Annotated in this window: 17 protein-coding genes and 2 tRNA genes; 16 read left to right on the top strand and 3 right to left on the bottom strand. The window is 69.9% G+C overall.

What is annotated here, in order from left to right; all coding sequences use genetic code 11:
- Positions 1–41: 41 nt before the first annotated feature.
- The 15 genes from Pmi06nite_RS15090 to Pmi06nite_RS15020 all read left to right on the top strand — a co-directional run bounded on the left by Pmi06nite_RS15090 (position 42) and on the right by Pmi06nite_RS15020 (position 18,204).
- Positions 42–467, top strand: a complete 426-nt coding sequence (locus Pmi06nite_RS15090; protein ID WP_203953617.1) for a molybdenum cofactor biosynthesis protein MoaE — start codon at positions 42–44, stop codon at positions 465–467.
- A gap of 28 nt (positions 468–495) precedes the next feature.
- Positions 496–1,542: a YlbL family protein gene (locus Pmi06nite_RS15085; protein ID WP_203953616.1), complete on the top strand. Its 1,047-nt coding sequence runs from the start codon at positions 496–498 to the stop codon at positions 1,540–1,542.
- A 130-nt stretch (positions 1,543–1,672) separates the two neighbouring features.
- Positions 1,673–4,588: a UPF0182 family membrane protein gene (locus Pmi06nite_RS15080; protein ID WP_203953615.1), complete on the top strand. Its 2,916-nt coding sequence runs from the start codon at positions 1,673–1,675 to the stop codon at positions 4,586–4,588.
- Between the two features lie 49 nt (positions 4,589–4,637).
- A tRNA-Met gene (locus Pmi06nite_RS15075) sits at positions 4,638–4,711 on the top strand.
- A gap of 204 nt (positions 4,712–4,915) precedes the next feature.
- A tRNA-Met gene (locus tag Pmi06nite_RS15070) sits at positions 4,916–4,989 on the top strand.
- A gap of 148 nt (positions 4,990–5,137) precedes the next feature.
- Entirely contained in the window at positions 5,138–6,208 is a 1,071-nt protein-coding gene (locus Pmi06nite_RS15065; RefSeq protein WP_203953614.1) for an S-methyl thiohydantoin desulfurase family protein, read from the top strand.
- Complete coding sequence (locus Pmi06nite_RS15060; protein WP_203953613.1) at positions 6,205–7,755, top strand: hydantoinase/oxoprolinase N-terminal domain-containing protein; 1,551 nt, start codon at positions 6,205–6,207, stop codon at positions 7,753–7,755. Before Pmi06nite_RS15065 ends, Pmi06nite_RS15060 begins: the two co-directional genes overlap by 4 nt.
- A 29-nt stretch (positions 7,756–7,784) precedes the next feature.
- The gene (locus tag Pmi06nite_RS15055; RefSeq protein ID WP_203953612.1) at positions 7,785–9,401 is read left to right on the top strand and encodes an ABC transporter substrate-binding protein; all 1,617 of its coding nucleotides are present in this window, start codon (positions 7,785–7,787) and stop codon (positions 9,399–9,401) included.
- A gap of 3 nt (positions 9,402–9,404) precedes the next feature.
- A complete protein-coding gene (locus tag Pmi06nite_RS15050) occupies positions 9,405–10,421 on the top strand; it encodes an ABC transporter permease (protein ID WP_203953611.1) in 1,017 nt (338 codons plus the stop codon).
- Complete coding sequence (locus Pmi06nite_RS15045; RefSeq protein ID WP_239094740.1) at positions 10,418–11,296, top strand: ABC transporter permease; 879 nt, start codon at positions 10,418–10,420, stop codon at positions 11,294–11,296. Before Pmi06nite_RS15050 ends, Pmi06nite_RS15045 begins: the two co-directional genes overlap by 4 nt.
- Positions 11,293–12,081 (top strand): ATP-binding cassette domain-containing protein, encoded by a 789-nt coding sequence (locus Pmi06nite_RS15040; RefSeq protein ID WP_203953610.1) that lies wholly within the window; start codon positions 11,293–11,295, stop codon positions 12,079–12,081. Before Pmi06nite_RS15045 ends, Pmi06nite_RS15040 begins: the two co-directional genes overlap by 4 nt.
- Complete coding sequence (locus tag Pmi06nite_RS15035) at positions 12,078–13,040, top strand: ABC transporter ATP-binding protein (protein ID WP_203953609.1); 963 nt, start codon at positions 12,078–12,080, stop codon at positions 13,038–13,040. Before Pmi06nite_RS15040 ends, Pmi06nite_RS15035 begins: the two co-directional genes overlap by 4 nt.
- Positions 13,024–14,442 carry a PucR family transcriptional regulator gene (locus tag Pmi06nite_RS15030; protein WP_203953608.1) on the top strand — a complete coding sequence of 473 codons (1,419 nt, stop codon included), beginning with the start codon at positions 13,024–13,026 and terminating at the stop codon, positions 14,440–14,442. Before Pmi06nite_RS15035 ends, Pmi06nite_RS15030 begins: the two co-directional genes overlap by 17 nt.
- Before the next feature lie 43 nt (positions 14,443–14,485).
- Positions 14,486–16,489 (top strand): hydantoinase/oxoprolinase family protein, encoded by a 2,004-nt coding sequence (locus Pmi06nite_RS15025; protein ID WP_203953607.1) that lies wholly within the window; start codon positions 14,486–14,488, stop codon positions 16,487–16,489.
- The gene (locus Pmi06nite_RS15020) at positions 16,486–18,204 is read left to right on the top strand and encodes a hydantoinase B/oxoprolinase family protein (protein ID WP_203953606.1); all 1,719 of its coding nucleotides are present in this window, start codon (positions 16,486–16,488) and stop codon (positions 18,202–18,204) included. Before Pmi06nite_RS15025 ends, Pmi06nite_RS15020 begins: the two co-directional genes overlap by 4 nt.
- A 53-nt stretch (positions 18,205–18,257) precedes the next feature.
- On the opposite strand, the gene Pmi06nite_RS15015 is transcribed toward Pmi06nite_RS15020, so the two are convergent.
- A complete protein-coding gene (locus Pmi06nite_RS15015; RefSeq protein WP_203953605.1) occupies positions 18,258–18,629 on the bottom strand; it encodes a DUF742 domain-containing protein in 372 nt (123 codons plus the stop codon).
- Positions 18,626–20,635, bottom strand: a complete 2,010-nt coding sequence (locus tag Pmi06nite_RS15010) for a sensor histidine kinase (RefSeq protein ID WP_203953604.1) — start codon at positions 20,633–20,635, stop codon at positions 18,626–18,628. Before Pmi06nite_RS15010 ends, Pmi06nite_RS15015 begins: the two co-directional genes overlap by 4 nt.
- Positions 20,636–20,818: 183 nt before the next feature.
- Between Pmi06nite_RS15010 and Pmi06nite_RS15005 the strand changes: the two genes are divergently transcribed.
- Positions 20,819–22,414: an ABC transporter substrate-binding protein gene (locus Pmi06nite_RS15005; protein WP_203953603.1), complete on the top strand. Its 1,596-nt coding sequence runs from the start codon at positions 20,819–20,821 to the stop codon at positions 22,412–22,414.
- Positions 22,415–22,484: 70 nt separating this feature from the next.
- Here Pmi06nite_RS15005 and Pmi06nite_RS15000 read toward each other — a convergent pair whose 3' ends face one another.
- The gene (locus Pmi06nite_RS15000; RefSeq protein ID WP_203953602.1) at positions 22,485–22,889 is read right to left on the bottom strand and encodes a hypothetical protein; all 405 of its coding nucleotides are present in this window, start codon (positions 22,887–22,889) and stop codon (positions 22,485–22,487) included.
- Positions 22,890–23,362: the final 473 nt, after the last annotated feature.

The following is a 23,362-nucleotide window of genomic DNA, read 5'->3' as shown; positions in this document are numbered from 1 at the left end:
CGTCCTCGGCCTGAGGCGCTGAGCCGTACTAACCTCATGGGGTGGACGTCATCCGGTTGCTGGGGATTCGTGACACCCCGTTGTCCGTCGACGAGGTGCTGGGCGCCGTCGGCGATCACGCGGCGGGAGGAACGTCGCTCTTCGTCGGGACGGTACGTGAGCAAGATCACGGCAGGCCGGTTCGGCTGCTGTCCTACTCCGCCCACCCGTCGGCGGCCGAGGTGTTCCGGCGCGTGGCGGAGAAGGTGGCCGCCGACTACCCGGTCACGGCCCTGGCCGCGGTGCACCGCGTGGGCGACCTCCGGCTGGGTGACATCGCGGTGATCGTCGCGGTGGCCTGCCCTCACCGGGGGGAGGCGTTCGAGGCCTGCCGCCGACTGATCGACGACCTCAAGCAGGAGGTCCCGATCTGGAAGCACCAGGAGTTCACCGACGGAGACGCCGAGTGGGTCGGGGCCTGTGATTAGCGCCCGGGCGAACGCATAGAGTTCGTCCATGTCCCGACGCGCTTTGGCCCTGATGGTGGCAGGGTTCCTGACGGTCGTGCTCGCGCTGTTCGGCGCCATGCTGCCCGTGCCGTACGTCGCGCTGAGCCCCGGCCCCACGGAGAACACGATCGGGGACGCCAACGGCAAGCCGGTGATCACCATCGACGGCCACCAGACCTACCCCACCGACGGCAAGCTCAGCCTGGTCACCGTCGCCTATCAGGGCGGCCCCGACAACCGGCTCGACCTTCTCACCGCGCTTCGCGGCTGGGCCAACCCGTCGATCGCCGTGGTGCCGGAGGAGGCGATCTTCCCCCGGACCTCGTCGCTGGAGCAGGTCGAGCAGGAGAACACCCAGGAGATGTCCGACTCCCAGCAGTGGGCGACCGCGGCGGCGCTCAACGCGCTGAAGGTCCCGATCGAGGAGTCCGTCTCCGTGGCGCAGACCGACAAGGGCGCGCCCGCCGACGGGAAGCTCAAGCCGGGCGACGTGATCATCGCCGTCGACGGCACCCCGGTCACGGCGCTCGAGTCGGTGGCGACGGCCGTGCAGAAGCACAAGGCGGGCGACCCGGTCAAATTCACCGTACGGCGCGGGGGATCTTCGACCGACGTCACGCTCACCGCGGGCAAGGCGGACGACGGCAGGACCGTGGTGGGCGTCCGGATGCAGACGTCGTACAAGTTCCCGTTCAAGGTCGACATCAGCGTGGGCGACGTGGGGGGCCCCAGCGCGGGGCTCATGTTCTCGCTCGGCATCTACGACAAGCTGACCCCGGGTTCGATCACCGGAGGGAAGTCGGTGGCCGGCACGGGGACGATCGACCCCGCGGGGAACGTCGGGCCCATCGGCGGGATCGAGCAGAAGATGGTCGGCGCTAAGGCCGCGGGAGCCACGGTCTTCCTCACGCCCGCGGACAACTGCGGAGACGCCGTGAAGGCCGTTCCCCAAGGCCTCAGGCTCGTCAAGGTCGAGACTCTCTCGGGCGCGATCAAGGCACTGGACACGCTTCGCACGGGTTCCGGCGACGTACCCGCCTGCACCGCGGGCTAGCCTGGTTGACACCCGGCTTCCTGGATCACCCACCCTCAGATTTCGCGGTGTAGGTTTCCAGGCACGGACCGTTGCTCTCTGAGACAAGGGGATGGCGTTGAGCTTCCGGAGCCCCGGAGCCGGACGGGCGATGCGCTTGCCCCGTCGGCCGAGACTTCTCATTCCCGTCACGATCGCGCTCGTAGCCATCGTGGTGTTACTTCTGATCTTCGACGGGATCTACACAGACTTCCTGTGGTTCGATTCGGTGAACTTCTCGTCGGTCTTCTCGACGATGTTGCTCACCCAGATTCTGCTTTTCATCGTCGGCGCCGCGCTGATGGTGGGCATCGTGGGCGGCAACATGGTGCTCGCCCACCGCATGCGCCCGATGTTCGGGCCGGGGATGTTCGGGACGCCGCAGGGAGCCGATCGTTACCGGCTGTCGGTCGACCCGCATCGGCGACTGGTCTTCCTGGTCGGCATGGGCGTCCTGGCACTGTTCACCGGGTCGTCGATCGCGGGGCAGTGGAAGACCTGGCTGCTGTTCGTCAACGGCACGCCGTTCGGCCACAAGGACCCGCAGTTCCACGTCGACGTGTCGTTCTTCATGTTCACCTTCCCGTTCCTGCGGATGGTGCTGACCTTCCTGTTCACGGCCGTCATCCTGTCGATCATCCTCGCGGCGATCGTGCACTACCTCTATGGCGGGTTCCGGGTGCAGTCGCCGGGCGGAGTCAGCGCCTCCCGGGCGGCCCGTAGCCATCTGTCGGTGCTGCTGGGCGTCTTCGTCCTGCTGAAGGCCTTGGCGTACTGGCTCGACCGCTACGAACTGGTCTTCTCCAACCGGGGCTTCGTCTACGGGGCCTCCTACACCGACATCAACGCGGTGCTCCCGGCCAAGGGAATCCTGGCCGGGATCGCGCTGATCTGCGCACTGATCTTCTTCGCCGGGGTGGTCCGGCCCGGTGGCATGTGGCCCGGGGTCGCGTTCGGGCTCCTGGTGTTGTCGGCGATCCTCATCGGCACGGTCTACCCGGTCCTGGTCGAGCAGTTCCAGGTCAAGCCGACCCAGCAGAGCAAGGAAGAGCCGTACATCAAGCGGAACATCGACGAGACCCGCGAAGCGTACGGAGTGAAGAACGTCAAGGTGGTGCCGTACCAGGCGAAGGGAACGCCGGAGGCGGGCCAGGCCACCACCGACGAGACCGTGTCCGGTGTCCGGCTCCTCGACCCGGTGCTGGTGGCCAAGACCTTCCAGCAGAAGCAGCGGATCCGCGGGTTCTACGACTTCGCCGACCCGCTGGACGTCGATCGTTACAAGGAGGCGGACGGCAGCGTCCGCGACCATGTGGTGGCGGTCCGCGAGCTCACGGGCCCGCCCGCGGAGCAGGACAACTGGATCAACCGGCACCTGGTCTACACCCACGGTTACGGGTTCGTCGCCGCCCCCGGCAACGAGGTCGACTCCGAGGGGCTTCCCGACTTCGACGCCAAGGACATGCCGGCATCGGGGTCGCTCGTCACGGACACCGGTCTCAAGGAGCCCCGCGTCTACTTCGGGGAGCGCGGCACCGACTACGTCGTCGTCGGCGGCTCGCCGAACAAGCCGCAGGAACTCGACTTCCCCGAGAGCGGCGGGACCGGCCAGTCGAACAACACCTACACGGGCTCGGGAGGCGTGCCGCTCGGCTCGTTCTTCAACCGGCTGCTCTACGCCGTCAAGTACGGCGAGAAGAACCTGCTGCTGTCGGGCGACATCAACTCCCAGTCCCGCATCCTGTACGACCGGGACCCCGCCCAGCGGGTCGCCAAGGTGGCGCCGTTCCTCAACCTCGACTCCGACCCCTACCCGGCGGTCGTCGACGGCAGGATCGTGTGGATCATCGACGCGTACACGACGGCGAACGAGTTCCCGTACTCGGAGAGCAAGAGCTTCTCCGACATGATCAGGGACACCGCGACCGACCCGCGGGCGATCGCGCCCCAGCCGCGCGACCAGATCAACTACATCCGCAACTCGGTCAAGGCCACGGTGGACGCCTACGACGGCACCGTGAAGCTCTACGAGTGGGACTCGCAGGACCCGGTGCTGAAGTCCTGGGAGAAGGCGTTCCCCGGGGTCATCCAGCCGCAGACGGCTATGAGCCCGCAGCTCAAGGAGCACCTGCGCTACCCGGAGGACCTGTTCAAGGTGCAGCGTGACGTCCTGTCGCGCTACCACATCACCGACGCGCCGGCCTTCTACAGCGGACAGGACTTCTGGAACGTCCCCGACGACCCGTCGTCCGGTGAGAAGAACATCAAGCAGCCGCCGTACTTCCTGTCGGTCAAGATGCCCGGCGCCCAGTCGTCGTTCTCGCTGACCACCACGTTCGTGCCCCGTCAGGGACCGAACCTGGCGGCGTTCATGGCGGTGGACGCCAACCCCGGGCCCGGCTACGGCCAGTTGCAGATCCTGCGGATGCCGGCCAACACGACGATCTCCGGTCCGGGGCAGGTGCAGAACACCTTCACCAACCGGTTCTCCGGCGAGCTCAACATCCTGGGGCTGGGCAAGGCCCAGATCCTGTACGGCAACCTGCTCACCCTGCCGTTCGCCGGGGGGCTGGTGTACGTCGAACCGGTCTATGTCCAGACGGCCGAGGGGGCGGGGCAGGAGCCCTATCCGATCCTCAGGCGCGTCCTGGTCATGTTCGGCGACAAGGTCGGCTCGGCGGACACGCTCAAGGACGCCCTGGATCAGGTCTTCGGCACCGGTGCGCAGGCACCCGCCAATCCGGAGTCCCCGCCACAGCAGAATCCGACCAACCTCAGCACGCTGACGTCGGTCATCGCGCAGGCGCAGAAGGCGTACGAGGACGCGCAGAAGGCGCTGTCCGCGAACCCGCCCGACTGGACGGCCTACGGTACGGCCCAGGACCAGCTGAGGCAGGCCCTGGACGACCTGAACAAGATCCAGAGTCAGCAGGGGACGGCCACGCCGTCTGCGACGCCCACAGCCACGCCTACGTCCACGCCCCCGGCCTCGCCGCCGGCGAGTCCGAGCGCCTCACCGAGTGGTTGAGCCCCCGATTTGCTACTTCTCCCCGCGCCGGATAATCTTGCATTACCGACGCGGGGTGGAGCAGCTCGGTAGCTCGCTGGGCTCATAACCCAGAGGTCGCAGGTTCAAATCCTGTCCCCGCTACGAAAGAAACGAAGGCCTCCGAACCGGGTTAGGTTCGGGGGCCTTCGTCATGCCGCACCACTTTTTCCCGACCACCTCGTCTGCGTGCGGTTCCCATCCACGATCCCCTTGAGCGCCTCGGGGTCCTGAGGGCCGTCGATTCCAGCGGAGCCCTCCATTGATTTGCCGCGGTTCCATGGGAGCGCTATGGTTAAGGCATACCGACGCGGGGTGGAGCAGCTCGGTAGCTCGCTGGGCTCATAACCCAGAGGTCGCAGGTTCAAATCCTGTCCCCGCTACAAAGGTCAGAAGGCCCGGAGGATCTCCTCCGGGCCTTCTGCGTTTCCGCCGGTCGATATGCCTTTTGTCGTGATACGACAACGTATGTCGGAGTGGTGTCGAAGGGTGACATTGAGTCCGGACCGGTGAGTGGTGAAGGCTCCCGCCATGCAGGCCCGCATTTCAACTGACGACGTGCCCGCCCTGGCCCGTGGCTGCGCAGTGCTCGGGACGGGGGGCGGCGGTGACGTCCGCGCCGGAGGGTTGGCCGCACGCCGGGCCATCCTCGAGTACGGGGAGGTCCCGCTCGTCCGGCTCGACGAACTTCCGGAAGACGCCCTGATCCTCCCGCTCTCCGGCATCGGCGCGCCGACCGTGAGCCACGAGATGATCCACGCCGAGGACGAGCCCGTCCGGATCCGCGACGAGGTCGAACGCATCTTCGGCCGGCCCCCGGCGGCCGTGATGTCGTCGGAGATCGGCGGCGGCAACGGGGTGGCCCCGGTGGCGTGGGCGGCCAGGCTCGGCCTGCCGCTGCTGGACGCCGACGCCATGGGACGCGCGTTCCCCGAGGTCCAGATGGTGTCGATGTACGTCGCCGGCGTTCCGGCGAACATCGTGATCATGTCCGATGTGGTCGGCAACGTCGTGACGATCCGTCCGGTCGACGGTCTGTGGTCGGAGCAGATCGCCCGCGCGGTGTGCGTGGCCTCGGGCTCCAGCGCGCTGATGGCCGACTACGTCCTGACGGCCCGCGAGTGCCGCGGCGCGGTGATCGAGGGGACCGTGAGCCGGGCCATCGCGATCGGCCGGGCGACGGAAGGCGCGCAGGATCCGCTGGCCGCCCTGCAGGACGAGCTCGGCGCCGTACGGCTCATCACGGGCAAGCTCACCGACCTGGACCGGCGGACCACCGGAGGCTTCGTCCGGGGCACGGTGACGATTGAGGGGACCGGTGACGACCGCGGCAGGACGCTCGGCCTGGAGATCCAGAACGAGAACCTCGTCGCCGTCGAGGACGGCCGGGTGAGAGCGATGGTGCCCGATTTGATCACAGTTGTGGATACTCAGGCGGCGACCGCCGTCCAGACGGAAGGGCTCCGCTATGGTCAGCGGGTGACCGTGCTCGCGTGGCCCTGTGACCCGCTGTGGCGCACGCCCAAGGGCCTGGAGACGGCCGGTCCGCGGGCCTTCGGCTACGACCTCGACTACCTTCCCGTCGAGAAGATCGCGCCATGAGCGAGCGACCTGACCAGCGCCGTCGCCTCCGCGTCGGGATCGACGTGGGCGGCACGAACACCGACGCCGTGGTGCTCGACGAGACCGACAGTGTCGTGGCGACCGCCAAGCGGCCGACCAGTCCCGATGTGACCGAGGGCCTGCGCGCCGCGCTTGACGCCGTCCTCGCCGAGCTCGACGACCCCTCGCTGGTGACCCGCGTCATGCTGGGCACCACCCACGCCACCAACGCCATCCTGGAGCGCCGGTCGCTCGGGCGGGTCGCCGTGCTGCGGCTCGGTCTTCCGGCGACGACGTCCGTGCCTCCGCTGAGCGACTGGCCCGCCGATCTGCGGGACGTGGTGGCGGCGGGCGCGGCGATCGTGCGCGGCGGCCACTTCGTCGACGGGCGGCCGATCGCCCCGCTCGACACGGACGCGGTCAAGCGCTTCCTCGCCGACGTGGGGAGCGAGGCCGACGCCGTCGCCGTCGCGGGGGTCTTCAGCCCGGGCAGCGCGGACCAGGAGAACCAGGTCGCCGAGATAATCCGGGCCGAGCTCGGTGACGTCGCGGTCAGTCTGAGCCACGAGATCGGCTCGCTGGGGCTGCTCGAGCGTGAGAACGCCACGGTGCTCAACGCCGCCCTGTACGGCGTCGCGCGTGACGTCACCACCGCGCTCCAGGACGCGCTGGACTCGCGCGGGCTGAAGGTGGAGACGTTCTTCGCGCAGAACGACGGCACGCTGATGGCCGTCGACTACGCGGCCCGCTATCCCGTTCTGACCATCGGCTCGGGGCCGGCCAACTCCCTGCGGGGAGCGGCCTACCTGTCCGGCGTGGAGGACGCGATCGTCGCCGACGTCGGCGGCACCTCGACGGATCTCGGTGTCCTCGTGGGCGGGTTCCCCCGGGAGTCCGCCGCGGCCGTGGAGATCGGCGGCGTCACGACCAACTTCCGGATGCCCGACATCCTGTCGATCGCCCTCGGCGGGGGCACGATGGTCGGCGCGGAGCCCCGCTCGGTGGGCTACCGGATCGGCCGGGAGGCACTGGTCTTCGGAGGGCCGACGCCCACGATGACCGACGCCGCGGTGGCCGCGGGCAGGGGGACCGTCGGCACGCACGGCGTTCCCGACCAGTGGCGGGTCCGGCTGGCGGAGGCCGTGGCGCGGGCCGACGAACTGGTCGCGGACGCGGTCGACCGCGTGGCGCTGGGGAAGGCCGACCGGCCGCTCATCGCGGTGGGCGGGGGCGCGTTGTTGCTGGCGGGACGCATTCCGGGGGCGAGCGAGGTGATCCGGCCGCGCCACGCGGAGGTCGCCAACGCGGTCGGCGCGGCGATCGCGCTCGCGAGTGGCCGGCTCGAAACGATCGTGCCGACCGGAAACGGAAACGCCCGGGCTGCCTTGATCGAGAAAGCCAAGGAGGAGGCGGCCGCGAGGGCCGTCGCCGCCGGGGCCGATCCGGCGTCGGTCCAGATTGTGGAGCTCAGCGAGATCCCCCTCAGCTACCTGCCGGAGCCCGCTGTGCGCCTGCAGGTAAAGGCTGCCGGTCCACTCAGCCGGTAGGCCGGTGGAAACGAAAGGAACCCCCACAAATGCGCTGGCACAAGCGTCTGCTCGCGGCGGGAGCCGTGGCCGTCGTGGCCTTCACCTCCGCGTGCGGGGGTGGCAAGGTCCGCGGCACCGAAGACTCCCCGCAGCCGGGCACGTCTCAGAGCGCGGCTGACGCCACCTTCGTATATGTCCCGAACCTCGACGTCGTCACGGACTGGGACCCCGCGAGCTCGTACTCCAACGAGATCATCGCGATGGAGAACGTCTATGAGTCGCTGACCAGGTACAACCCGCAGACCAAGAAGGCGGAGCCGCGGCTCGCGACGTCCTGGACCAGCACGCCGGACGGCAAGCAGTGGACCTTCACCCTGCGGCCGGGGGTGACGTTCCACACCGGCAAGCCGCTCGACGCCGCCGCGGCGAAGGCCTCCATCGAGCGCACCATGAAGGTCGGGCAGGGCGCCGCCTACATCTGGGGCGCGGTCGACAAGATCGAGGCCAAGGACGCCACCACCCTGGTGTTCACGCTCAAGTACCCGACGGCGCTCGACCTGGTCGCCTCCGCCGGATACGCCTCGTACATCTACGACACCACCGCCGCCACGGGTGACCTGGCGAAGTGGTTCAACGAGGGACACGACGCCGGCTCGGGCCCGTACACGATCGACTCGTGGCAGAAGGGCCAGGAGACCGAGCTCACGCTGAAGAAGTTCGACGGCTACTGGGGCGGCTGGAGCGGCGCCCACTACTCCAAGATCTCCTACAGGGTGACCCCGGAGCTCACGACCGCGTGGCAGTTGCTGCAGCGCGGTGAGGTGAGCTTCGTCCAGCGACTGAACTCGCAGCTGTTCCAGCAGGCGAGCGGCACCGCGAACGTCCAGACCTCGCAGACGCCCTCGTTCCAGAACCTGCTGGCGCTGTTCAACACCGAGAGCGGCCCGCTCAAGGACGTCAAGCTGCGCCAGGCGGTGCAGAAGGCCATCGACTACGACGGTCTCGTCGCCGCGCTGAAGGGCGCCGGCGTGCAGGCCAGTGGTCTGGTGCCCGACGGCCTGCTCGGCTTCACGCCGGGGCAGGCGCCCAAGCAGGACCTCCCGGGCGCCGAGGCGCTGCTGAAGGAGGCCGGTTACGGGCCGGGCGGCAAGCCGCTCGACCTCACCCTGACCTACGCCCAGGGCGACAGCGACCAGGAGGTGCTTGTCACCCTGCTGACGTCGGCGCTCGACAAGCTCAACGTCAAGCTGACGGCCAAGCCGCTGCAGTGGACCACCCAGTGGGACCAGGGCAAGTCGAAGGACACGTCCAAGCGCCAGGACATCTTCATCATGTACTGGTATCCGGACTACGCCGACGCCTACTCGTGGTTCGTGAACGTCTTCCGCAGCGCGGACCCCATCTCCTTCAACCTCTCCTACATGAAGAACGACGGGATCGACAAGGAGATCGACAAGCTGCCCGAGCTCACCGCGATCGACAAGGCGGGGGCGGAGGCGGCGTACGCCGACCTGCAGTCGAAGATCATCGGCCAGGAGGCCGCCGTCGCGGTGCCGTACGTGCAGAACTACCAGCGGGCCTTCGCCAAGTCGGTTCAGGGGTACGTGGACAACCCCGCCTACCCCAACGTGGTGTTCGTCTACGACCTCAAGCCCGGTGCCTGAGGCATGCTCCGCTATCTGACCCGCCGGCTCGGCCAGGCTGTCCTGGTCGTGGCCGGCGTGGTCATCCTCACGTTCGTCATCATGCGGCTGGTCCCCGGGGATCCCGCCGTGGCGTACGCGGGGCCGAGGGCGTCGCCGGCGGAGCTCGCCGCGGCGCGTGCTCGGTTCGGGCTGAACGACTCGCTGCCGGTCCAGCTCTGGAGCTACGTGCGTGACCTGCTCGGCGGGGACTGGGGCACGAGCCTGCACACCCGCCGGCCGGTCCGCGACGACCTGTTCCAGGCGTTCCCCGCGTCCCTGGAACTGGTCGGCGCCGCCCTGGTCGTCGCGATCGTGGTGGGGATTCCTCTGGGGATCGCTGCCGCCCGCTACAAGGGGAAATTACCGGATCTGTCGATTCGGATCTCCTCGATGCTGGCCGTGTCCGTCCCCGTGTTCTGGCTCGCTCTGGCCCTGCAGACGCTCTTCGCCAGCGGCCTCGGCTGGTTCCCCGTCGCGGGGGAGTACGACGCGAACCTCGACGCGACGAGCCCGCTGCACGTCTACACCAACATCACCGCCGTGGACGCGCTGTTCACCGGCAACTGGCCGATCCTGGGCAGCACGCTGGCGCACCTCGTGCTGCCGGCTCTCGTGATCGCGGCCTACCCGGCCGGTGTGATCGCCCAGATGACTCGTGCCGCCCTGATCGAGGAGTCGTCCCGTGACCACGCCCGGCTGGAACGGGCCCTCGGCTTCGGCGAGACGGCGGTGCTCACCCGGTTCGCCCTCCGACCGGCGCTCAACCCGGTGTTGTCGCTCATCGCGCTCGTCTTCGCGTACTCGATCGTGAACGGCTTCCTCGTCGAGGCCGTGTTCAACTGGCCGGGACTCGGCCGATACGCCGCCGACTCCATCCGCTCGCTGGACACTCCGGCGATCGCCGGGGTCACCCTGCTCGTCGCGATCCTGTACGTCGTCGCCAACCTGGCCGTGGACCTGGTCCAAGGCGTGATCGACCCGAGGGTGAGGTCGCGATGACCGTCTCAGGACCGGCCGGGGCTCCCACGCTCCAGCCACAGCTTCGCCGTACGGCACTGCGCGGGCTCGCGGGGATGGACCGGCTGGCCACCGTGGGGGCGGTGCTGCTCGCGCTGATCGTGCTCGCCGCGCTGCTGGCCCCGCTGATCGCGCCGTACCCGGACGACGGCGGTTCGGCCACCCATCCACTCGAGGCGCTGCTGCCGCCCAGCGGAGCCCACTGGTTCGGGACCGACCAGGTCGGCCGCGACGTGCTCAGCCGGGTCCTTTACGGCGCGCGGACGTCGCTGCTGATCGCCGTGGCCGTGCTGGTGATCGCCGGAGTCGTCGGGGTCGTCCTCGGCGTCGTGGCGGGGTACGCCGGGGGCTGGGTCCGTGACGTGATCATGCGGGTCACCGACGTCTTCCTCGCCTTCCCGGCGCTGCTGCTCTCGCTCGCCCTCGCCGTGGTGCTCCAGCCCAGCGTGACGACCGTGATCGTGGCCATCGCGGTCACCTGGTGGCCGTGGTACGCCAGGCTCACCGCGTCGGTGGCGGCGTCGGTGTCCACACGGGGGTTCGTCGACTCCGCCCGCTGCCTGGGGGTGCCGGCGCCGGTCATCGTCTTCCGGCACGTCCTGCCGAACTCCCTGACGCCGGTTCTCGTGCAGCTCTCGCTCGACGGCGGCGGCGTCATCCTCACCGCGGCCGCCCTGTCCTATCTGGGTCTCGGGGCCCACGAGCCGACCTCCGAATGGGGCCTCATGGTCCAGCAGGGCCAGTCGCTGTTCACCACCGACTGGTGGGTGGTGACCTGCCCCGGCGTGGCCATCCTCATCACGGCCTTCGCCTTCAACGTGCTGGGCGAGGGACTGAGGGCGAGGCTGGCTCGATGATCAGGATCAGGAACCTCGCCGTGAGGATCGGCGACCGGCTGATCGCCTCCGTCCCCGAGCTGGATGTGGCCGCCGGGGAGTGCGTGGCCATCGTGGGCGAGAGCGGGTCGGGCAAGACGACGACGCTGCTCGCCACGCTCGGCCTCGTCGAGGGCGCCGCCGTCTCCGGGGAGATCCGCGTCGGCGACGTCGACGTGCTCACGGCGGCCCCCGCCGACCTGCTGCGGATCCGCGGCTCCCGGGCCGCTCTGGTCATGCAGAGCCCGCAGGCCGCGCTCAACCCCACAATGCGGCTCGGCACGCTGATGCGCCGTGCGCTCGCCCGGCACGGAGTCAAGGGCGGCGAGGCGCGCAGCCGGGCCGACGAGGCGGTCGCGGCGGTGCTGCTCGATCCCGCCATCCTGCGGCGCTATCCGCACCAGGTGTCCGGCGGGCAGGCGCAGCGGTTCGCCATCGCGCTCGCGCTGGCGCTCGGCGCGGAAGTGATCCTGGCCGACGAGCCGACGAGCGCGCTCGATGTGACCGTGCAGGCCGAGGTCGTCGCCGTGCTGCGTCGCCTGCGCGACGAGCGCGGCCTCGCCGTGTTGTTCGTCTCCCATGACCTGGCCCTCGTCTCCACGATCGCCGACCGGGTCGTGGTCATGAAGGAGGGCGCCGTGGTGGAGTGCGGCCGGGCCGACGCCGTCTTCACCCGGCCGAGTGACGCCTACACCCGCGAGCTGATCGCCGCGGTTCCCCGGCTCCCCGGCCACTCCGGTGAGCGGCCGGGCGAGGAGGAGACATGAGCGAGCGGCCCGCCGTGCTGGGCGCGGAGACGGTCACCCTGGCCTACGGGCACACGGCCGTCGTCCACGACGTCAGCCTGTCGGTCGGCGAGGGCGGGATCGGCCTCATCGGCGAGAGCGGCTCGGGCAAGACCACGCTCGCCCGCGCCCTGCTGGGGCTGCTGCGCCCGCGCTCCGGCACGATCACGTACGGCTCCCGCGACCTGGCGTCGCTCGATCGCAAGGAGCGCGCCCGGTTCCGCAGCGACGTGCAGCCCGTCTTCCAGGACGGCAGTGAGGCGCTCGACCCCCGCATGACCGTGGAGGCGTCGATAAGCGAGGCGCTGACCACGCACCACCGGATGGCGAAGGCCGACCGCCGCGCGAGGGTGGCGGAACTCCTGGCCGACGTGGGCCTCGACTCCGCCCTGACCGCGCGCAGGCCGCACCAGATGTCGGGCGGTCAGCGGCAGCGGGTCGCGATCGCCCGCGCTCTGGCCGTGGAGCCCCGCCTGCTCGTGCTGGACGAGCCGACGAGCGCGCTCGACGTCACCGTGCAGGCGAGGATCCTCGACCTGCTGGAGGGGCTGGCCGCCGAGCACGGCCTCGGGTATCTGCTCATCACGCACAACCTCGGCGTCGTCGACCGGCTCTGCCGTACGTCGCACGTGTTGTTCGCCGGCCGCGTGGTGGAGTCGGGCCCGACGACGGACCTGCTCACGCGTCCCGCCCACCCGTACACGCTGGCGTTGCGCGACGCGGTGCCGCGGCTGGGCGGGGAGCCGCCCCGCCCCGGCGGGCGGACCGAGGCGAAGCCGGCGGAGTCGGGCTGCCCGTTCCGGTTGCGGTGCCCGTTCGCCGTGGACGTCTGTGGGGAGGAGGCACCCCAGGTCAGGGACGTACAAGGGCGTATGGTGGCATGTCATCGCGCCGAGGACGTGCTGGCCGAAGGTGAGGTCCCCCATGCACCACGTAAGTGACCTGCTTCGGACGCCTGCGGGCAGACGGCTGACGCTCGTCGCGGGCCCCTGGGACGCCCGGCCGGTCGAGAGCGTCATCCTGGTCGACGAGATGCGCGAACTGGAGTCGGCGGGGCGGGGAGCGCTCGCCATCCTGTCCCGCCACGCCATGCACGGAGCGGGCGTGCTCGAGGCGCTGACGGTCGCGGGCCGCAGGGAACTGGCCGCGATCGTGGTGCCCGGCCCCTCAGGCACCTCGCCGGACATCGTCGGCACGGCGCGCAGGGCAGGAGTCGCGCTGCTCGCAGGCGCCTCCGACCAGCCGCTCTCCGAGACGGTCCTCGGTCTCAGCGCGGTGTTGCGAGCCGACCCCAGCCTGCTTCTGCGAAGGACCCGTGACGCGATCGAGGGACTCGGTGCGATCGAGGGCGCGGGGGAGGACGACATCCTCCGGGCGGCCTCGGGCGCGATCGGCGTCGATTACGGCGTGGCCGAGGTGGCGGGACCATCCGCCAACTCGGCCGTGATCCGGGTCGACGGCCGTCCCGACGGCTACGTGTGCTGGGACGGAGAGGATCCCGCCGCCGCCATCGTCGCGGGCGTCGTCGCCACCACCCTGGGCCGCGTGCGCGCGTCGGCCCGCGCCGCCGAGGGCGCCCGCGAGCAGGCGGTGCTCGCCCTGCTGCGTGTGGGGGTGAAGGAGGTCAGGACCGCGGCCCGCCGCGCACGGCACGAGGGCGTGCCGGTGGAGGGCTGGCACGTCGCCGTCTTCCTGCGCGATCCCGACTCTCCCGCCGGTCCGGCCGAGGTCACGACCCGGCGGGTGCGCAAAGCGGTCGCCACGGCTCCCTGGGGTGAGGACCTCGCCGGGTCTCCGGTCGTCACCCGCTGGCAGGACGGCATCCTCGTCCTGTTCACGACGGACGAGCGCGCCGTCGCCGACCTTCCGAACGACGCGTGGCCGCGACTGACCGCCGGGATCGGCACCTGCCAGCCCGGCCCCGACGGGCTGCGCCGTACGGCGTCGCAGGCGAGGGCGGCGGCCGGCCGGGCGGTCGCGGGCGAGGTGGCGCGGTTCGACCGGCTGGGGGCCTACGCGATCCTCGCCGAACTGGGCGGCAGCGACAGCGCGCTGGTCGCCGCCCGGGACATGCTGGCCCCTCTGGACGGCCTGGGCGTGCTGGCGGACCACGCCGTGCCCACGCTCAAGGCGTATCTGGACAGCTGGGGGTCGCGGACCAGGGCCGCCGAGCTGCTCAATCTGCACCCGAACGCGGTGGCCCACCGGATCAGGCGCATCAGCGAGGCGCTCGGCGCCGACCTGTCGGATCCGCAGACCCGGTTCGCCCTCCACGTGGCCTGTCACGTCGTTCTCGATCGGGAATGTCTCCCCGGCACAACGGACGCCGTCTCGTCGTTGTGAGGCCACATCGACGCCACCTCACCGTGGTCCTACGTTGCCAGTCATGGCAACGGTCATCGGAGTGGACGTCGGCGGAACCTTCACGGACCTCGTGCTCCACGACGCGGCGACAGGCGAGATCAGGGTGGCCAAGCAGCCCACCACACCGTCCGCGCCCGAGCTCGGCGTACTGGCCGCGGTGGACGCGGCGGTGCCCCCTGAACTGCTGGCCCGCAGCGGCCACTTCGTCCACGGCACGACCGTCGGCCTGAACGCGCTGCTCGAACGCCGCGGCGCCACGGTGGGGCTGATCACCACGGCCGGGTTCCGCGACGTGCTCGAGATCCGGCGCGGCGACCGCGACGATCCCTATGACCTCTTCTGGACGCCGCCGCCGCCGCTCGTGCCGCGCCGGCTGCGGGCCGAGGCCGCCGAGCGGGTCGCCGCGGACGGCACGGTGGTCCGGGAGCTCGACCCCGAGAGCGTACGGCAGGCGGCCCGGCTGTTCGCGGCCGAGGGAGTCGACGCCGTCGCGATCGTCCTGATGAACTCCTACGCGAATCCCCGTCACGAAGTGCTGGCCGGCGAGTTGCTCCGCGCGGCCGGGTTCGACGGGCCCATCTCGCTGTCCCACGACGTGTCGGGGGAGTACCGGGAGTACGAGCGGACCTGCACCACGGTCGTGGACGCCTTCGTCCGCCATCGGATGGGCCCCTACCTGCACAACCTCGAGCGGGAGCTGCGGGAGCGCGGATTCGCCGGCGAGCTCCTCGTGACCCGCTCGGGCGGCGGCGCGCTCACACTCGCGGAGGCGGCCGCGCGGCCGTTCGAGACCATCCTCTCGGGGCCGGTCGCCGGGGCCGTTGCCACCGCCAGGCTCGCGGAGACCCTCGGGCTCCGCACGGCCGTCGCCGCCGACGTCGGCGGCACCAGCTTCGACACGGCCCTGATCGAGGACGGCAGGCTTCCCCTGATGTTCCATGGGGAGGTCGTCGGCCTCCCGCTGCAGAGCCCCTGGGTCGACGTGCGATCGGTGGGGGCGGGCGGCGGGTCCGTCGCCCACGCCGACGCGGGAGGCCTGCTCCGCGTCGGCCCGCGCAGCGCGGGCGCCGTGCCCGGTCCCGCGTCGTACCTGCGGGGCGGCACCGAGCCCACGGTCACCGACGCCGCCCTGCATCTCGGCATGATCCCCGCAGGCCATATGTCGGGCGGGATATCCCTCTCCCCGGAGAAGGCCGCCGAGGTGCTGTCGCCCCTCGCGGAGCCGACCGGGATCGCCGGCACCGACGCCGTGGCCGAGGGGGTCATCAGGATCGCTGCGGCCAACATGGCCCAGGCGGTGCGCGGGGTGACGGTCGAGCGGGGAGTCGATCCGCGCGGCGCGGCCATCGTCGCGTTCGGAGGGGCGGGCCCGCTGTTCGGCTGTCTCCTCGCGGCCGAACTCGACGTCGACACGGTCGTGGTCCCGCCGAACGCGGGCAACTTCTCCGCCGTCGGGCTCGTCCAGGCCGACGTCGTGCGCTCGGCTGCCCGGACGATGGTCCGGCCCCTCGACGAGGAGGCGCTGCCGGCGATCGAGGCGATGGCCGGCGCGCTGTTCGAGCGATTGTCCACGGCGGGAGCCGTACGGGAGGTCGACCTCGACCTGCGCCATCGCGGCCAGGAGCACACGCTGACGGTCCCCCTGCGACTGGGTGAGGACGACGTCGCGGCGGTCGCGGACCGGTTCTCCAAGGCCTACCACCGGACCTTCGGTCACCAGTTGCCCGACCCGCTGGAAGTGGTCACGGTCAGGGCGACGACGCGGATCGTGCTCGACGCGGCGCGCCCGCTGGTGCCCGCGCCGCCGTCTGGCGCGTCCGCGGGAGGGACGACCCGCCTGTGGTCGTTCGGCAGGCGCGCCTGGGCCGACGCCCAGGTCGTGCCGAGAGAGGGATTCTCCGGGCCCGCGGAGGGACCGCTCCTGGTGGTGGAGCCGACCGCGACGACGTACGTGGACGCGGGCTTCACCGCGGAGGCGCATCCCAGCGGCTGTCTGCTGATCACACGGAAGGACGGCGACCGATGACGAGCATCGTCCGCACCCGCTACACCGAGGCGAACCCCGGGCTCGGCGACGGAGCCGACCCGGTCACCACGGAGATCATCCGCCAGGGGCTCAACGCCGCCGCCGAGCAGATGAAGCAGTCACTGATCCGCACCGCGTTCTCACCGATCATCTACGAGGCGCTGGACTTCGCCGTCGCGTTCTACGACGTCGACCTGTGCATGCTCGCCCAGGCGCCCACACTGCCCGCGTTCATGGGCACGCTGGGGTTCTGCGTGCAGGAGGCGGTGGAGGCCGTCGGCGGTGCATGCGCCCTGTGCCCCGGTGACGTGATCCTCTACAACGACCCCTACGGGACCGGCTCGCACCCGCAGGACGCCGCGATGGTCGTGCCGATCTTCACCGGCGAGGGGGACGTCCTCGTCGGCTACGCCGTGATCAAGGCGCACTGGCTCGACATCGGCGGCAAGGACCCCTACTGCACCGACACGGTCGACGTGCACCAGGAAGGCACCATCTTCCCCGGGGTCAAGCTCTACGACGCGGGCCGGCTGGTGAGCGACGTCTACCGGATGATCCTGGCCAACAGCAGGATGCCGGAGATGGTCATCGGGGACATCAACGCCATGGTCGCGGGGGCCAGGACGGGAGCCGAGGCGCTCGGCGCGCTGGTGCGCCGCTACGGTCTGGACACCTTCCGCCGCTCCGTGGCCCGCATGTACGCCCACGGCGAGGCACTGGTGCGCGGCTGGTTCGATCAGCTGCCCGACGGCGTCTACACGGCCGAGAGCGTGATCGACTCCGACGGCGTGAACGGCCTGCCGATCCGCTTCGGCGTCGAGGTCGCGATCAGCGGGTCGTCGGTGACCGTCGACCTCACGAACTGCCCCGACCAGGTGGGCGGCCCGGTCAACTGCCCGCTCCCCTCGACGGTGGCGGCCGTCCGGATCGCCGTGGCCTTCCTCGCGGGTTCGGGCGAGCAGCCCAACGAGGGGCACTTCCGGCCGCTCGAGCTGATCACCAGGCGCGGGTCGCTCTTCCATCCCGTACGGCCGGCCCCCTGCTTCATGTACGGGATCCCGTCCGACCACGCCATCGAGCTCATCATCCGCGCGCTGGCCGAGGCCGTGCCCGATTCGGTGCCGGCGGCGAGCGGGGGCGACATCAACGCCCTGGTGTGGTGGGGGAACAGGGAGGCGACCGGCGAGCCCTGGGCCGACGGAGCGCCGCACCCGGTCGGGCAGGGCGCGTCTCCCGCCGCGGACGGCGCCAGCGCGCTGATGTACATCTCCGAGTCGGCCACCCGCCTGACGCCCGCCGAGATCTGGGAGGCCCGCAACCCCTGGCGCATCGAGCGCCTCGCCCTGGCCGAGGACTCGGGCGGCGCCGGAACGTACCGGGGCGGGCTCGGGCTCGACCTTTCCTTCCGCGTGCTTGAGGACCAGTACCTCACCGCCGGCCTGGCCAGGACCGCTCTGGAGCCCTGGGGCCTGTCCGGCGGTCTGGCCGGGCGGCCCAACCGGCTCACGGTCGAATACCCCGACGGGCGCGAGGAGGAGTTCTCGCTGAAGACGCGGATCTTCCTGCCCAAGGACGCGGTCGTCCACCTGCGCACCGGATCGGGTGGCGGGTACGGCCCGCCGTCCGAACGCGACCCCAAGGCCGTCCAGGCCGATCTGCGGGAGGGGTACATCACCGCCGGGCACGCGAGGCGGCACTACCCCCACGCGTTCTAGACGCCTTCAGGGGCTGCGCGGCCATCTGGCTCAGACTGGAGACTCAGACTGGATCAGAGGGCGCGCAGCCCGCTGATCACCTCGGTCAGGATGCTCGCGCTCGGCAACTGGGACACGCTCGCGGGCGGGCGCACCTGCACCAGTCCCTGCTCGTGGAGGTCGCCCACCAGCACGCGCACGACGCCCAGCGGAAGGTCGATCGCCGCGGCGATGTCCGCCAAGGGAGTCGCCCGCGCGCAGAGGCTGAGGATCATCCACTGTTCCGGGTTGAGGCTGACCGGGGTGGGCCCGCCTGTGGCGGTCACGATGGCCACCAGGTCGATCGCCTTGTTCGCGGGCAGCACCCGCCCGCGGGTCAGCGCGTAGGCCGGGACGACCGGCCCTGCCTCCTCGTCCAGCCACTGGTCGTGGGTGCGCTCGGTCATGACCTCTCCTCGCCGGGCTCCTGGTTGTCTTGGGTTCCCCGGCTGAGCGAGGCAAGAATGATGTCCTCCGGCGTGACCTCGTCCGTCGCGAGGCGCGCGAGGTCGGGATCCTTCGGAGAGTCGATGAGCGCCGTGGGGAGGAGCACGATCGCGGTCGTCCCGCCGTACGGCGAGGGCCGGAGTGTCACGGAGATCTCGCGACGTGCGGCGAGTCTGGAGACCACGAACAGGCCCATCCGGTCGGTGTCGGCGAGATCGAACTCCGGCGGGTTGGCCAGGCGCTCGTTGAGCTCGTCCAGCCGCTCGGGGGTCATGCCCAGGCCGCGATCCTCGATCTCGACCACGAAGCCGTTGCCCACGAGTTCTCCGCGCACCGAGACCGACGTGTGCGGCGGCGAGAAGATCGTCGCGTTCTCGATCAGCTCGGCGATGAGGTGGATGGCGTCGGCGACGGCCGTGCCGTCCAGCCGGTGCTCCTCCATCGGGAACACGGTCACCCGTGCGTAGTCCTCGACCTCGGCGGCCGCGCCGCGTACGACGTCGTACAGGGGGACCGGCTTGCGCCAGGCCCGGCCCGGCACCGAGCCGGAGAGGATGATCAGGCCTTCGGCGTGGCGGCGCATTCGAGTCGTCAGGTGGTCGAGGCGGAACAGGTCCTCGAGGGTCTCCGGCTCGGTCGTACGGCGCTGCATGCCGTCGAGTTGCGTGCGCTGCCGGTGCAGCAGGGTCTGGCTGCGCCTGGCCAGGTTGAGGAAGACCTGACCGACGCCCCTTTGGAGCTTGGCCTGACCGACCGCGGCCTCGACGGCGGTCTGCTGCACGGTCGAGAAGGCGCGGCCGACGTCCTGGATCTCCGCGGTCTGGCCGATGGCCGGCATCGGCGGAGCCTCGGTGGCGATGTCGACCTCGTCGCCCTTCTTGAGCTTGTCCAGCACGCGGGGCAGCCGCACGTTGGCGAGGTCGAGCGCGGCCTGCCTCAGGGTGGCCAGCTCACGCGCGATGCGGGAGCCGAAGCGCAGCGAGATGAGGATCGAGGCGAGCACCGCGAGCAGTCCTGCGCCACCGGCGATGACGGCCCGGGTGAGGATCGAGTCGGCGATGGGCGCCGCACGCTCGGTCAGCTTGGTGCCGGCGTCCGTCTGGGCCTGCTGGAACGACGCGGCGATGTCGTCGGAGGTGGACTGCCAGACCTGTTCCGTCCGGGCGGTGAGCGCACCTCCGGAGATGATCTTCTCTTCCTGCAGCCGGAGCCGCTGGTAGAGCGGAGTCGTGATCAGGTTGACGTTCATCTGGCGCAGACCCTCGTCCAGCTCGGGGAGCGCCTGGTCGATGAGGAACCGCCGGTTGCCGACGAGCTGTGTGAAGAGCTTGCGCTCCTCGACGGTCATCGTGCCGGAGGCCGAGGCCGCGGAGGCGATCGCCTGCTCGCGGGTCAGCAGTTCCTTGGCGTAGCCGAGGGAGATGACCACGCGGGACTGCTGGTAGATCGGGATGTCGTCGATCAGCGCCAGGCTGTAGTGCATCCGGTAGATCGAGTCGGAGACGAGGTTGTAGGTCTCGATCGCGCGCAGGCGGTCCGACAGGCCCTCGTCGATCTCCGCCCGGATCTCGTCCAGCTGGCCCAGGCCGTCCAGCATCTCGTCCACCTGGGAGCGCATGGCCGGTGTGGTCGCGGAGCGTGAGGAGTCGGAGAGCGCCAGTCGCCGGACGGAGTCGCGGGCGGTGTTGGTGCGCAGCCGCTGCGCCTCCATCTCGGAGCGGCCCGAGCGGCTCGCCGACCCGAGGTAGCGCGCGGAGTCGAGACGCTCCCGCTGAAGCTCGACGATCAGCTTGTCGGCGGGCTGACGGAGCGTGGACCACAGGGTGTTGTAGGTCCTCAAGCGGAGACTGTCGCCGATGGTCACACCGGCCGTGACCGCCCACAGGGCTACCAGCGAGAGGAGCGGCACCACGAGCAGGCCGATAAGCCTGAACTTGATCGACCGGTCACGCCTACGGGGACTCATGGCACCTCGTCCCGATGGGGATGATGAGCTTCCGCTGAACTCTTGTGAGACAGGGAGAGAGGTTAGCAGCGCTATGTTTCAAATGAGAGTTCTGCGTTGAGATATCGCGAAATATCATTTTGAATCGTGATCATGCGGTAGTTTCGATCATGGTAGCTCATGGTGGAAAGGACCTCACGCCGCATGCGCCGTCTGCTCGTCCTAGGTCTCGTGGCCGCCCTGGCCCTGACCGGCTGCGGTGGGGGTTCGGTGGCCGAGACCACCGCCGGAACCACCACCAGTCCCAAGGACTCGAACTTCGTCTACGTATCGAACCTGGACGTCATCACCGACTGGGATCCCGCGACCTCGTACTCCAACGAGGTGATCGCGATGCAGAACATCTACGACTCGCTGACGGTCTACAACCCGGTGACGAAGCGCGCGGGAGCGCGTCTCGCGACCAAGTGGACGTCGTCGTCGGACGGCAAGACCTGGACGTTCACGCTGCGCGACGGCGTGAAGTTCCACAGCGGCAGGCCACTGGACGCCACCTCGGTGAAGGCGTCGATCGAGAGGACCAAGCGGCTCGCTGGTCCTGCGGCCTACATCTGGGACTGCGTCCAGAACATCACGGTCAAGGACCCGCTCACGGTCGAGTTCACGCTCAAGTACCCGGCTCCGCTGGACCTGATCGCCTCGGCCGACTACTCCGCCTACATCTACGACACCGCGGCCGCCGGCTCGGGCGACCTCACGAAGTGGTTCCAGCAGGGCAAGGACGCCGGCTCGGGGCCGTACACGGTCGGGGCCTGGAAGAAGGGCCAGCGCACGGAGCTCACGTTGCGCGCCTACGAGGGGTACTGGGGCGGCTGGGACGGCGCGCACTATAAGAACGTCGAGTTCCGTGTGACGCCCAACCTCAACACGGCGTGGCAGCAGTTGCTCCGCGGCGAGGTGAGCTACGTGCAGCGGCTCAACCCCGCCCTCTACCGCCAGGCCGACATGACGGCCGGGGTGCGTACGCTGCAGGTCCCCTCGTTCCAGAACATGCTCGTTCTGTTCAACTCCGCGTCGGGTCCCCTGAAGGACATACGGCTCCGCCAAGCGATGCAGAAGGTCATCGACTACGACGGTCTGATCAAGGCGCTCAAGGGTGCGGGGGCCAAGGCGAACGGACTGGTGCCCGAGGGACTGCTCGGCCACTCGAGCAAGGTCGCTCCGAAGCAGGACATCCCCGGAGCGACCACGCTGCTCCAGCAGGCGGGGTACGGCCCCGGCGGCAAGCAACTCGAGTTGACGCTCACCTACGCCGAGGGCGACGACGACGAGCAGGTGCTCGTCAATCAGCTCACCGGGACGCTGAGTCAGCTCAACGTGAAGGTGAACGCCTTGGCGATGCAGTGGAACGCGCAGTGGGACCAGGGCAAGTCGAAGGATCTCACCAAGCGCCAGGACATCTTCGTCATGTACTGGTGGCCGGACTACGCGGACGCCTATTCGTGGTTCCTCAACGTCTTCCACAGCGGCGACCCGGTGTCCTTCAACCTCACCTACATGAAGAGCAAGGCTCTGGACAGCCAGATCGACAAGCTGCCGTCACTCGTGGCCACGGACCGCTCCGCCGCGGAGAAGGCGTATCTCAATCTCCAGCGGACGCTCATCGATGAGGACGCGGTCGTCGCGGTCCCCTGGGTGTCGAACTACCAGCGCGCGTATCTCGGCAACGTCCAGGGATACACGGACAACCCCGCGTATCCCAACGTGGTGTTCGTGCACGACCTCATCCCTGGCGGATGATCCGGCGTATCCCCGTGTGCGCGGGGCCGGATCGGCCCCGTCGTCTTCCGTCGCGGCTCTGCGGGCTTCGTCAGCCGCGGAGCCTGCGGGGGGTGCCCACGCAGCGACCGCCGAAGCGGATCGGGACCGAGCGCCGGGGCGCCGGCGCCGGCTCGCCCAGGTGGGCCAGCAGCGTCTGTGCGGTGCGCGCGTCGGACAGGATGCGCTCGATCTGCTCGCCCGACGGCATCTGCCCGTGCTTGCCGAGCTCGTGCTCCAGGAACGTCATCGGCGACGCGTCGCCGGCCATGTCCGCGGCGACGGTCGCGCGGGCGGCGGTGAGCAACCCCAAGTAGTAGGTGCGCAGGATCGACTCGCGCATGCGGGCCTGCTCGAGGTCGTCGAGCAACTCCCGGGCGATGTCGAGTAGACCGCCCGACCGGGGGTCCTCGGCCGCGATGTGTGCGCGAATGTCGTCGAACTCCGACCGCGTCATGATGGCCACCTCCACCGGCGGGAGCAGAGGCGGCTTGGCTGCCGCCGAGTGAAGACTCCCGCATCATGTTCGTAACGTGAGGCGATTGCGGGCGACTTGACATCCGGTTGCGCGGGGGCTGTGACTTCGATTCGGGACGCCGTCCTGTCAAGCGAAACCGCTGCTGAGGACACCTCACCCCTCATGCCCGTCCCTCTCCCCGACCCGTTGCGCGTCGCCGGCGTGCTCGCCGTCGCGCTACTTAGATGCTTGAAAGAACGATCCGGTTGTCCCCGGACGCTCGCGTCTTTGAAAGGACATTCCGGGACGGCCCCGAAGGGGGGCCGCGGCACCCGTGACGCGTGCTCGCCGGTCGCGGGGGCGACGCCCGAGTGATCGCGGCCGGCTTCGGGCCGGTTCGGGGACGGCACGGCAATGCGGATGGGTGCTCGCCTTTCGGATCAAGGTGGTCTCAAGGGCTGCTAATCTTGTCG

The sequence above is a fragment of the Planotetraspora mira genome (assembly GCF_016863275.1).
In the GTDB taxonomy this organism is placed as follows: domain Bacteria; phylum Actinomycetota; class Actinomycetes; order Streptosporangiales; family Streptosporangiaceae; genus Planotetraspora; species Planotetraspora mira.
Note: the sequence above shows the minus strand (reverse complement) of the source record. Positions and strands in the feature narration are given on the sequence as shown.